At 65.4% G+C, this 12,117-nt stretch carries 11 protein-coding genes; 6 read left to right on the top strand and 5 right to left on the bottom strand.

Going from position 1 to position 12,117, the window contains the following annotated elements; genetic code table 11:
• Positions 1–13 precede the first annotated feature (13 nt).
• The 3 genes from AB0876_RS21700 to AB0876_RS21710 are packed head-to-tail and all read right to left on the bottom strand — an operon-like array spanning position 14 to position 2,396.
• On the bottom strand, positions 14–790 hold the full coding sequence (locus tag AB0876_RS21700) for an SDR family NAD(P)-dependent oxidoreductase (RefSeq protein ID WP_526042923.1): 777 nt from the start codon (positions 788–790) through the stop codon (positions 14–16).
• 35 nt (positions 791–825) lie between these two features.
• Entirely contained in the window at positions 826–1,692 is an 867-nt protein-coding gene (ttfA, locus tag AB0876_RS21705) for a trehalose monomycolate transport factor TtfA (RefSeq protein ID WP_055110682.1), read from the bottom strand.
• Between the two features lie 59 nt (positions 1,693–1,751).
• Entirely contained in the window at positions 1,752–2,396 is a 645-nt protein-coding gene (locus tag AB0876_RS21710) for a TetR/AcrR family transcriptional regulator (protein ID WP_526042924.1), read from the bottom strand.
• A gap of 69 nt (positions 2,397–2,465) precedes the next feature.
• On the opposite strand from AB0876_RS21710, the gene AB0876_RS21715 reads away from it, so the two are divergent.
• Both AB0876_RS21715 and AB0876_RS21720 read left to right on the top strand, forming a co-directional pair.
• Positions 2,466–3,497 (top strand): Rieske 2Fe-2S domain-containing protein, encoded by a 1,032-nt coding sequence (locus AB0876_RS21715; protein ID WP_526042925.1) that lies wholly within the window; start codon positions 2,466–2,468, stop codon positions 3,495–3,497.
• On the top strand, positions 3,494–4,573 hold the full coding sequence (locus tag AB0876_RS21720) for an NAD(P)H-dependent amine dehydrogenase family protein (protein ID WP_526042926.1): 1,080 nt from the start codon (positions 3,494–3,496) through the stop codon (positions 4,571–4,573). Before AB0876_RS21715 ends, AB0876_RS21720 begins: the two co-directional genes overlap by 4 nt.
• Here the strand turns inward: AB0876_RS21720 and AB0876_RS21725 are convergent.
• Both AB0876_RS21725 and clpB read right to left on the bottom strand, forming a co-directional pair.
• Positions 4,563–5,900 (bottom strand): alpha/beta hydrolase domain-containing protein, encoded by a 1,338-nt coding sequence (locus AB0876_RS21725; protein WP_491837219.1) that lies wholly within the window; start codon positions 5,898–5,900, stop codon positions 4,563–4,565. The two genes, AB0876_RS21720 and AB0876_RS21725, sit on opposite strands and share 11 nt — an antisense overlap.
• Positions 5,901–5,988: 88 nt before the next feature.
• On the bottom strand, positions 5,989–8,535 hold the full coding sequence (clpB, locus tag AB0876_RS21730; RefSeq protein WP_526042927.1) for an ATP-dependent chaperone ClpB: 2,547 nt from the start codon (positions 8,533–8,535) through the stop codon (positions 5,989–5,991).
• A gap of 109 nt (positions 8,536–8,644) precedes the next feature.
• On the opposite strand from clpB, the gene AB0876_RS21735 reads away from it, so the two are divergent.
• From AB0876_RS21735 to AB0876_RS21750, 4 genes are all read left to right on the top strand, one after another.
• A complete protein-coding gene (locus AB0876_RS21735) occupies positions 8,645–9,817 on the top strand; it encodes a macrolide family glycosyltransferase (RefSeq protein WP_526042928.1) in 1,173 nt (390 codons plus the stop codon).
• A 67-nt stretch (positions 9,818–9,884) separates the two neighbouring features.
• Positions 9,885–10,553 (top strand): GAP family protein, encoded by a 669-nt coding sequence (locus AB0876_RS21740; RefSeq protein WP_491837187.1) that lies wholly within the window; start codon positions 9,885–9,887, stop codon positions 10,551–10,553.
• A 37-nt stretch (positions 10,554–10,590) separates the two neighbouring features.
• Positions 10,591–11,214, top strand: a complete 624-nt coding sequence (locus tag AB0876_RS21745; protein ID WP_491837188.1) for a CYTH domain-containing protein — start codon at positions 10,591–10,593, stop codon at positions 11,212–11,214.
• A gap of 82 nt (positions 11,215–11,296) precedes the next feature.
• A complete protein-coding gene (locus tag AB0876_RS21750) occupies positions 11,297–12,115 on the top strand; it encodes a DUF2510 domain-containing protein (RefSeq protein WP_491837189.1) in 819 nt (272 codons plus the stop codon).
• Positions 12,116–12,117: the final 2 nt, after the last annotated feature.

Here is a 12,117-nt window from a genome sequence, read left to right on the forward strand (position 1 = left end):
CGTCAGTTCTGTCCTAAGTTCTCCCACGACCTTTTCCCACTGCTTTTGTCATGGCGCGCACCAGGTTTCGCGGAGCCATCCGGCCCCCGGTGGTGAGCACCTTGTACTGCAGGCCGGGCACGATGACCACTTTGCCTGCGGCCACGTCGGCCAGGCATTCGCGCACCACGTCCTCGACCTGCAGCCACAGGAACGACGGTGTGCCCGCCATGTCGATGCCCGCACGGGCATGAAACTCGGTGTGGACGAACCCCGGGCACAGGGCATGCACCCCGACCCCGGTACCGCCGAGCCCGTTGGCCAGCCCCTCCGTGAACGAGACGACCCAGGCCTTCGACGCCGAGTAGGTCGACCCGCGCCCCGGCACCAGACCGGCGACGCTGGCCACATTGATGACGGTGCCGCGCCCGGCCTCGATCATCGACGGCAGCGCGGCATGCGTCAATTCCATCACCGCGGTGACGTTGACATCCAATTGAGCCTGGAGCTTGGCGAGGTCGGCGGTCCAGAATTCACCCGAGGTGCCGAAGCCGGCGTTGTTGACCAAGACCTGCACCCCGGCACGCAGCCGGTCGGCGACCTTGGCCCGGTCCGCGGCGGACGCCAGGTCCGCGGGGAGTACTTCGACGTCTACGCCGACCTCGTCGCGCAGTTCGGCGGCGAGTTGTTCCAGCCGTGCCGCGTCACGGGCCACGAGGACGAGGTCATAACCGTCGCGCGCGTACCGGCGGGCGAATCCGGCGCCGAGCCCGGAGGTCGGTCCGGTGATCAGCGCGAGGGGACGAGGCACGACCTAGAGGGTACTTATCTGCTCTGTTACGCCGGCTAGCGCTGGTAGTGCGGTGCGTGGCGCCCGTTGCGGGCCGGCGGCGGGGTGCGACGGATCGCATCCGGGCGGCCCGGCTCCTGCCGCGGCTGGGTGTAGCGGCTCACGTCGCCACGTCCGGGTGCCGCATCGGCCCGGCCCGGCGGCAGTTCGCGACGTCCGGCCGGGGTCGGCGCCAACGGGCGGCTGGGCGAGCTGGCGCGACGGGCCAGTGCAGCCTGGCTGCCCTGACCGGACTGTGGTGCCACGCCGTTCTGCGGAACCGGGGGCAGTACCCGCAGCAGGTCGTTGAACTGACGCACTGTGCGCAGACCCTCGTCCCACTGGGCACGGGTGCTCGTGACCGGCATGCTGACGAGCGTCCAGTTCTGCTCGTTCCACATGATCTCGGCACAGTCGGGAGCCGTGTGGGCGAACGTGACCATCCGGCGGTCGCACGCGCGACGGGCGGCATCGAGGTTGGTGGAGTACACCATCCGCGGACCGATCGCACCGAGCAGCCAGATGTCGCTCTCCCGGGGCTCCTTGATGCCCTTGAGCCGCAGATCGACGACGACGTTCGTGCCGACCTTGCGGTGCAGCGCTATCACTGTCGCGACTTCTTCGATGTCAAAGATGAACACCGCCTCGCCACGAATCTGGCCGAGGACGACGTTCTTGGCCGTGACGTCACCGACGGTCGACATCACCCCGCGCTTCCAGCGCTTGAGGATCTCGTGCGACTCGTGCTCGTAGTCGAAGCCATGCGACTTCGCCCACGACTTGCGGCGCCGTCCCAACCCACGCCGACGGTCGATGTCGACGTACAGCAATACGGCCGCACCCACGAAACAGAGTGCGGACAGCGTGAACCAGAGCGGGACCATCGGGCCTAGCCTACTTGTTGACGGCGGAAATGCCCCCACCTTGTGAGGTCACAACCCGGTTACTGGTGATCAGAGCGCTGTGACCGGCACTCTTCGAGGTAGGTCACGATGGCGTTCGTGAGCCCCCGCCGGGCCACATCGAGGTCGGTATAGGTGCCGAGTTGACGCTCGGAGGTGATGCCGCGCATTGCGCCGGGAATGAAGGATGCCACTTCACGGACCCGCTCGGGGTCCACGTCGAGGTCGGCGAAGGCCTGCTGACAGGTCTGCAACCAGCTCTGCCCCCACGACGAGAGTTCGCCGGCAGTCTTCGGGTAGAGCCGCTCGAGTTCGGCGTGGTCCCGCGGTAGGGCCGCGCGCAGGTTCTCGATCGCCCGCGAATCGCTGGCCGTCAGACCGTCATAGAGCAGGTCGATGATGCCGGCGACGCGCTGCCGCAGCGGCGCACCGTCGTCGCGCTGGCTCAGCATGCCTGCCCGGCGTTCAGCGGTGCGCTGCAGGACGGCCGCCCAGAAGCCGTCGATGTCGCCGAACTGGTACTTCACCGCGCCCCAGGTGGCACCGATCTCTTTGGCGATCCGGTTGGCCGACACCGCTCCCGGGTCGCCGGTGGCCAGCGCCTTGCGCGCGGCTTCCAGCATGTTCTCCCGCGTGGCCAGACCGCGTCGGTTGGTCCGCCGCGCACCCGCCTCGGTCTCGGTCATCTCGAGAGATTACCCCGTTTTCACAGAACCCTCTTCCAAAGTTTCACAGATCCTCCTACGATTCCGGTCATGGCTAAACCACCGTTGTCGATGAAACCGACGGGATGGTTCCAGGTCGCCTGGTCCGACCAGGTCGAAGTGGGTGCCGTGCATGCCATGAAGTACTTCGGCGAGGAGATGGTCGCCTGGCGCTCGGAAGCCGGGCAGGTGACCGTGATGAACGCCTACTGCGAGCACCTCGGGGCCCATCTCGGATTCGGCGGCCAGGTCGTCGGCGAGGTCATCCAATGCCCGTTCCACGGCTGGCAGTGGAATGCCGAGGGCCGTAACGTCTGCATCCCCTACCAGGACCGGCCCAACCGTGGCCGCCGGATGCGCACCTACCCCGTCACCGAGCGCAACGAGGCCATCTATATCTGGCACGACATCGAAGGGCGTGAGCCGTTCTTCGAGGCGCCCGACGTGTTCGCGTCGTTCGCCGACGGCAGCAGCGTCGCCGACTACTACCCCCAGCAGCGACTCGTTCGTGCCGGGCTCGAACTGCATCCGCAGTACGTGCTGGAGAACGGCGTCGACTTCGCCCACTTCAAATACGTTCACCAGACCCCGATCGTGCCGGTGTTCACCCGACACGACTTCGCCGCGCCGATCTCCTATGTCGACTTCACGATCACGTTCGAGGGCGATGACCAACAGTCGATCGACGATGTGCGCAGCGGTGTCGAGGCCATCAACGGCGGTCTGGGCATCGCGGTGACCAAGAGCTGGGGCATGATCGACAACCGCACCATTTCGGCGGTCACCCCTGTCGACGAGTCAACCTCCGACGTGCGATTCATGGTCTACATCGGCCGAACCCCCGGGAAAGATTCGGATCGTGCAGCCGAGCGCGCCGCCGAGTTCGGCGACGAGGTGATCCGCCAGTTCACCCAGGACATCCACATCTGGTCGCACCAGCGCTACTCCGATCCCCCGGCGCTGGCCACCGCCGAGTACGAGGGCTTCACCGCAATCCGCAAGTGGGCCATGCAGTTCTATCCGGACGGTCTGGGCGGATCCGCCGCAGACCTGGCAATTGTGAGGAAAAAGGACACCCTATGACTGAGAAGATCCGGGTTTTCCAGGTCGCCACCGGCAATGTCGGCACGGAGATGATCAAGCGCATCGGCAAGAGGCCCGATCTCGAACTGATCGGATTGCATTGCTACACACCGGAAAAGGTCGGGCGCGACGCCGGCGAGATCGCCGGCATCGATCCGATCGGGGTGACGGCCACCGGCTCGATCGACGAGATCATCGCGGCGCGTCCGGACGTGTTGACCTTTCACGGGGTCTTTCCCGACGAGGACCTCTACGTGAAAGTCCTTGAGGCCGGGATCGATATCGTCACCACCGCGGACTGGATCACCGGCTGGCACCGCGACACCAATCACCCGCACCCCTCCGGCAAGCCGGTGTCGCAGTTGCTCGCCGAGGCGTGCGAGAAGGGTGGGTCGACGTTCTATGGCACCGGTATGAACCCGGGCCTCAACCAGATCCTGGGCGTGGTGTGCTCGGCCGATGTCGCCGAGATCGAGAATGTCACCACCATCGAATCCGTCGACGTGTCATGCCATCACAGCAAGGACACCTGGATCGAGGTCGGCTACGGTCTGCCCGTCGACGACCCGTCGATCCCGGGCAAACTGCGCAAGTACACCGAGGTGTTCGCCGACAGCGTGTTGATGATGGCCGACTGCTTCGGATTGGAACTCGACGAGGTCAAGTTCACCTACGAGCTCGGCGCCTGCACCAAGGACGTCGACCTCGGCTGGTACACGCTGCCCAAGGGATCCCTCGGCGGCAACTACATCAAGTACCAGGGCATGGTCGACGGTGTCCCGCGCGTCGAGACCCATCTGGAATGGCAGATGACCCCGCACACCGATCCGAGCTGGGACATCAAGGGCTGCTACATCACTCAGATCAAGGGCGATCCCTGCGTCTACAACAAGCACATGATCTTCCCGAAACCCGGTGTGGACCTGTCCGATCCGGCCTCATTCGCGTCGATCGGCATGACCGTGACCGGGCTCCCCGCGCTCAACGCGATCGCGTCGGTGGTCAAGGCGCCGCCGGGGTTGTTGACGAGTGTCGACGTGCCGTTGCGCGGCTTCGCCGGCCGGTTCAACATCTAACTGCCGGGAACATCGCGGCGGCGAGCTCAAGGATCTCGGCGCGATCGGCGGACACGATGACGCCGGCCTCGATGGCCCGATCCAGGGCCGCGATGAATTGGTCCAGATACTCGGCGCTGCCTCCCGGGTAGAGCTCACCCAGCTTGGTGGCGTCGAACGGCTCACCTGATCCGAAGAGAAACGACATGGGGCTCTCGTCAGGGGCAAGACCCGACGTCCGGGCAATCGGGACATCGACCCATGGGGTGCGGACTCCGCCCACGGCAATACCGTTCGCGTCCAGCACGAAACGAGCCGGTTCGGCGTCGGTCAGCTCCAGTGGAGGCATTGGCGCGGGCGCCTCGCCCGCACGGACCCAGCGGGCGAGGCTCGCGACCGCGCCCTGCAGCACGTAGTGGTGTTGCGGGGCGAAATTTGTGAAGTACGACAACTCGACGCCCATCAACTCACTCGTGGGTGCATACGCCGCGACGATGTCTTCCAGCGCGGCTGACCCGTCATCGATGAAACCGACGCGCACGGTGTAATTGTCGGCGTGGGACGTTCCGGGAATCTCCCAGGCCCGAAAGTGCGCAGCGTCCGGACGGCGGGCACGGTGATAACCGGACAGATGGCCGTCCACCACGTCGGTTTCGGTGAGCACGGTGAGGACCGGGACCCGCGGATCGTTTCGGAACGGGGCCGGACGAGACGCATTGAGCGCAGTCGCTCCGCCGAGGGCGGCGGCAGGACCAAACCTTGAGTGCACCAGGAAACCGTCGAAGACCTCCGCGACGGGATCGACGTCATTCACGTACGTGGTCAGGAACATCGCCGATTGCGACTCCCCGACGGCCAGGGAGGTTTCGGGCCCAAGACCGTCGATGGCGCCGTCGCGCACGAGGAGGCCGACCTCGGTGAAGATGTCGTAAGCGAAGGCGTCGCCCGGATGATGCAGATCCGAATACCTTTCGGGTTCCTGCGTTTTCAGCGACATTTTGGCGCCGACGAGGCTGTCCCCGCCTTCGACACCCACGTATTGGGCCGACACCGCCACATATGCGTAGCCCGCCCGGACGATTTCGCGGTGTGCCATGAACCACACTGCAGGAGCGTCGATCCCACCACTGACGTTGAGCCACTCGACGAGTGCAACACCGTTGAAATGGGCGGCATCGGTCGGGCGCAGGACCACGATGCGTGTCGTGTAGTTCGCCGAGCCGGGTGGTTCATACGAGTGCGCTGTCCCGGAGACGAAGAACTCCTCGGCTCCGTATCCCAGGTTCGCCAAGTCGTAGGCTCCGAGTAGCAGATTGGGCTTGCCGGGGACCTTGGTGACAGAAGGGATCACCCGTTCATCTTTACGCCTACAGATACGAAACTGCCCATGCTCCGGGGGGAGCATGGGCAGTTTCAATGCCATTCAGCAGGTCGGGTCAGCCCAGGATCAGGCCTTCGCCGTCCGCGCTGACGTTTACGGGCACCACGTCGCCGTCGTGCACCTCTCCGGCCAACAACATCTTGGCCAGCTGGTCGCCGATGGCCTGCTGCACCAGGCGGCGCAGTGGGCGGGCACCGTAGAGCGGGTCGAAACCACGCTCGGCCAGCCACGTCTTGGCAGGCAGCGACACCTCGAGGGTGAGCCGGCGCTGTCCCAGCCGCTTCTGCAGCTGCTGCAACTGGATGTCGACGATCGACACCAGCTGCTCGGGATTCAGTGCGTCGAACAAGATCACGTCGTCGAGCCGGTTGATGAACTCCGGCTTGAACGCCGCCCGCACCGCCGCCATCACCTGCTCCTCGGTGCCACCGGCACCCAGGTTGGAGGTCAGGATCAGGATCGTGTTGCGGAAGTCGACCGTGCGGCCTTGTCCGTCGGTCAACCGTCCCTCGTCGAGCACCTGCAGCAGCACGTCGAACACGTCCGGGTGGGCCTTTTCGATCTCGTCGAACAGCACCACCGTGTACGGACGCCGCCGCACCGCTTCGGTCAGCTGACCACCCTGGTCGTAGCCGATGTATCCCGGGGGCGCACCGACCAGCCGAGCCACCGAGTGCTTCTCGCCGTATTCGCTCATGTCGATGCGGACCATGGCGCGCTCGTCGTCGAAGAGGAATTCCGCCAACGCTTTTGCCAGCTCGGTCTTACCGACACCGGTCGGGCCCAGGAACATGAACGAACCCGTCGGCCGGTTGGGATCGGCCACCCCGGCCCGGGTGCGGCGCACCGCATCCGACACCGCGGTCACCGCGGCCGTCTGGCCGATGACGCGCTTGCCCAGCTCCTCCTCCATGCGCAGCAGCTTGGCGCTCTCACCTTCGAGCATCCGGCCGGCCGGAATACCGGTCCACGCCTCGACCACCTCAGCGATGTCGTCGGGACCGACTTCCTCCTTGAGCATCACGTTCTCGCGTGCCTCGGCCACGGGAAGTGCGGCGTCGAGCTTCTTCTCGACCTCCGGGATGCGCCCGTAGCGCAGCTCGGCGGCCTTGGCCAGATCGCCGTCGCGCTCGGCCCGGTCGGCCTCACCGCGCAGGCTGTCCAACTGCTCCTTGAGCTCGCGGACGATGTCGATGGCGCCCTTCTCGTTCTGCCAACGGGTAGTCAGCTCGGCCAGCTTCTCCTTGTAATCGGCCAGCTCACCGCGCAGCTTCTCCAGGCGTTCCTTGGAAGCGTCGTCCTCTTCCTTCTCCAGCGCCATCTCCTCGATCTCGAGGCGACGGACGAGCCGCTCAACCTCGTCGATCTCGACGGGACGGGAGTCGATCTCCATACGCAGCCGGGATCCGGCCTCGTCGACCAGGTCGATGGCCTTGTCCGGCAGGAACCGCGAGGTGATGTAGCGATCGGAAAGCGTTGCGGCAGCCACCAATGCGGAGTCGGTGATGCGCACACCGTGGTGCACCTCGTAGCGGTCCTTGAGGCCGCGCAGGATGCCGACGGTGTCCTCGACGGACGGTTCGCCGACCAGTACCTGCTGGAACCGGCGCTCCAGGGCAGCGTCCTTCTCGATGTACTTGCGATACTCGTCGAGCGTGGTCGCACCGACCAGTCGCAACTCACCACGGGCCAGCATGGGCTTGATCATGTTGCCCGCATCCATCGCGGATTCACCGGTGGCACCGGCGCCGACGATGGTGTGCAGCTCGTCGATGAACGTGATGACCTGCCCGGCAGACTCTTTGATGTCGTCGAGCACAGCCTTGAGCCGTTCCTCGAACTCACCGCGGTACTTCGCACCGGCCACCATGGACCCGAGGTCCAGAGAGATGACGGTCTTGTCGCGCAGGCTTTCCGGAACGTCGCCGGCGACGATGCGCTGGGCCAGGCCCTCGACGATCGCGGTCTTGCCGACACCGGGCTCACCGATGAGCACCGGGTTGTTCTTCGTGCGCCTCGAGAGCACCTGCACGACGCGACGGATCTCGTTGTCGCGCCCGATGACCGGGTCGAGCTTGCCTTCCCGGGCGCGGGCGGTCAGATCGGTGGAGTACTTCTCCAACGCCTGGTAGCTGCCCTCGGGATCGGGGCTGGTGACCCTGGCGCTACCGCGCACCTTGGTGAAGGCCTCGCGAAGCGCCTCGGGTGAGGCGCCCTGCCCGGTCAGCAGTTTGGCGACCTCCGAGTCGCCGGTGGCCAGGCCGACCATCAGATGTTCGGTGGAGACGTACTCGTCGTCCATCTCGGTGGCCAGCCCCTGGGCCGTGGTGATCGCGGCGAGCGATTCCCGGCTCAGTTGGGGTTGACTGCTTGCGCCGCTGGCGCTGGGCAACTGGTCGAGCAGTCGTTGCGCCCCCGCGCGAATCGTCGCGGGGTCCACGCCGACGGCCTCGAGCAGGGGTGCGGCAATGCCCTCATTCTGAGTGAGCAGTGCCATCAAAAGATGGGCGGGACGGATCTCCGGATTGCCTGCGGAACTGGCCGCCTGCAACGCCGAGGTCAGCGCCGCCTGAGTCTTGGTCGTCGGGTTGAACGAGTCCACGACACCTCCCTTTTTCGATAGAGAAAATGCTTGTCGTGATCTACAACGTAGTCAAGGTTGAGTCTGTTCCGCTCAACTTTGAAAATTTTCGGTGGGCAGACTCGGTGACGTGCACATCGCCGTCGTCGCCGCCTCCGCCCCCAGCCATATGTACCCGCATTTGGCGGTGGTTCACGAGTTGGCGCGCCGCGGCCATCGGGTGAGCTACCTGGTCGGCGGCCATCTGGCCGGCCTGGTGACCCCGACCGGGGCGGACGTCATCTCCTGCACCTCGGTGCTACCGGGCGCGCTCGGAGCACCGACGAGCTTCGACGATGCCGACCCCGTGGCCGGCATGCAGATGTTCCTCGACGAGGCCATCCACGTGCTGCCCCAGCTTCACGCCGCGCTGGATGACGATCGGCCCAACCTCGTGCTCTACGACATCGGCGGCATGGCCGGTCCGGTGGCTGCCGAGCAGTGGGGTGTACCGGCCGCACAGTTGTCGCCCAGCGAAGTGGCATGGGAGGGCTACCACGAGGACATGGCCGAGATCCTCGGTCCGATCCTCGGCAGTCCCAGCGGCCTGGCCTACCGCCAGACGTTCGACGACTGGCTGACCGATTCGCGATCAGGTTTGACGTTCGACGAGGTGACCGGGGTACCGCGACGTTGCCTGGCACTGCTCCCCCGCGTGATGCAGCGCAACGCCGACCGGGTCGGTGATCGCTACCGGTTCGTGGGACCGTGCATCGATCCGCGCCGCGAGGATCCGGGCGACTGGAGCCCGCCGGACGGCGACGGTCCACTGGCCCTGCTGGCCTTCGGCACGGCCTACACCGACCGAGCCGACGTCTACCGCAACGTGATCGGGGCGCTGGACGGGCAGGGCTGGCGCCTGGTGCTGGCCGCCGGCCGCGCCGACGTCGGTCCAGTCCCGCCATGGGTTCAGGTGCACGAGTCCGTTCCACAGCCGGCGGTGTTGCAACAGGCGGACTGCTTCATCACCCACGCCGGAATGGGCTCGTGCACCGAAGGTTTGTGGTTCGGGGTACCGATGGTGGCGATGCCCCAGGCCGTCGATCAGCCGGCCAACGCCGCCCACTTGGAGGCGATCGGCGTCGGCCGTCACCTTCCGGATGATCTACCCGGCACGACGGAGATCCGCGACGCAGTACTCGGCGTCGCGAACGACCAGCAAATCCGGGTGAACCTCGACGCGATTCGCGACGAGATCCGTTCCCATGGCGGGCCCGGACACGCCGCCGATGCCGTAGAGGACGTTGCGACCGGACGTTGGTGAGCACTCAACTCCGAGGCGAGTCGATGCTTGCTAGGTTTTGCTCGGGGACTGCATCGAGAGGGCAGCAATGACAGAAAGCTGGGGTTCGGTGCTTACCGAACTCATCCCGCTGGCACTGGTGGTGGCGCTCTCACCGCTGTCGATCATTCCCGCAGTGCTGGTGCTGCACACCCCTCACCCCCGGCCAGCCGGCCTGGCGTTCCTCACCGGTTGGCTCGTCGGACTGGCCGCGCTGACCACGATCTTCGTCGGCGTCTCCAGCATGCTCGGCGGGCTCAACGCAGCCCCGACCTGGGCCTCGTGGTTACGCATCGTGGTGGGCGCTGCCCTCATCGTCTTCGGCGTCTACCGCTTCCTCACCCGGGCCAAATCCGAACACATGCCGGGCTGGATGACCAAGCTCAGCACGCTCACGCCGGTCAAGGCAGGAGCTGCCGGAGCGGTGCTCACCGTGGTGAATCCCAAGGTGCTGTTCATCTGCGCGGCAGCAGGATTGGCCATCGGTAGCGCCGGCCTGGGGCAACCCGGAGTGTGGGCAGCAGGGCTCTATTACGTGCTGGTGGCCGGATCGACCGTCGCGCTGCCGATCCTCGCGTATGCGGTGTCGGGAGAGCGCTTGGATCCCGCGCTGGTCCGGCTCAAAGACTGGATGGAACGCAACCACGCCGTGTTGGTTGCCGCCATTCTCGTGGTGATCGGCCTGCTCGTGCTCTACAAGGGAATTCACGCACTATAGGCGACGTATTCGGCGCAGGAGACGCTACGGTGTGCGCATGTCCGAATCCGGTTTCGGTGATTTCGAATTCGAGCGGAAGTTCTTTGTCCGCGAATTGCCCGCAGTGGCAGCATCGGATCCCGCACCTGCACTGATCGTCCAGGCATATCTGTTCGCTTCCGACGGATATGCCGTCCGCGTTCGCGTCCAGGGCCCCGCGCCCGCAGAATTGGGCGGCGCTCCCGCCGAACTCGTCGCGACGTTGGGGGACGAATCGCTCGGGACGATGACGGCGAAAGGTCCCGCCGTCGGCGGCACCCGATACGAGGCCGAACGCGAACTCGATCCATTGATCGCGGCGCAGATCGTCGGTCGATCCGAACATGTGATTGCCAAGGTTCGCTATTCGATGTGGCTCGGCGAGGACGGCTGGATCATCGACCAGTTCCTGGGCCGGAACGCACCCCTATTGCTCTCCGAAGTCGAGCGCGGCGGGCCGGTTGTCGATCTGGCCATTCCATCATTCTGCGTTTCCGAGGTTTCCGAGGACGACCGGTTCCGCAATGAATACCTGGCGCACAAGCCATTCGGCACCTGGGCCGACGAATACCGAGATGAACTCGACCGCCGCGGCCCTACCTTCGTGGATACCTTGGGCCAGAATCAGTTCGAGGGCAGCTGAGCAACGAGCCTTCTACCTTCCGCGGCAAGTGAATCCACACCACGGATAGCATCGGCGAAACTGGTGCGGCCGATCTTGGCAGATGCGAAGGAGTCGAATCATCGACAACAGCATTCCACCGGCCGGGCCGCCTGGTTGGTTCGACGATCCATGGAAGCCACGGCAGCGCCGCTACTTTGACGGCCAACAGTGGTCTCCCCACACCGCACCCGCCCCGGTGCCGCCCCCGGACTACGCCGGGGATACCGGCTACCCGTTCGGGGAGCAGGTTCTGGTCCTTCGCACCATCGCGACCGAATACGACGCCAGCATCACCTGCGGGGTAGAGAACGTACGCGGCGAGCAGATCGGGCTAATTCAACCCCGAGCGAGAATTCCGTGGACTACCCGCGCGACCGCCGACCTGCATTTCGTCATGGCTCGCCCTGACGGAACACCGTTGCTGTACTTGACGCGTTACGGAGGGTACAGCGGACATGTCATCCAGGTGAATGATGCCACTGGACACGACTTCGGCTGTTTGCGGCAAGCCGGCTCACGCTGGCGGGTTCTCCGCTTGACAATGGCGTTGGAGTTCAACGGACAGCGTCTCGGGCAGTCCAACATCGCCACCAGCGTGTTGCAGATGAACAAGAAGGTCAGCGAACCCATCTACGGTGCGGCTGACGCGGTGCTCGGCCACGTCGAACGTCGATGGCTGCCGAACTTTGGCTCACGCAACCCGCACTACGACTACACCCTGGACTGCTCGGCGCCAACACCACATCCACTCCCTGCGCTGATGCTGGCTACCGCATTCGCGCACTACATGTATGACCGAATCCAGATGGGCGGCCCACTCGGCGCCGGGGGCCGCACCGGCCGCAAGCAAACAACCAAGCGGCAAACGACTACACGGTGACC

This window comes from Mycobacterium sp. NPDC049093, from assembly GCF_040704635.1.
Taxonomy (GTDB): Bacteria; Actinomycetota; Actinomycetes; order Mycobacteriales; family Mycobacteriaceae; genus Mycobacterium.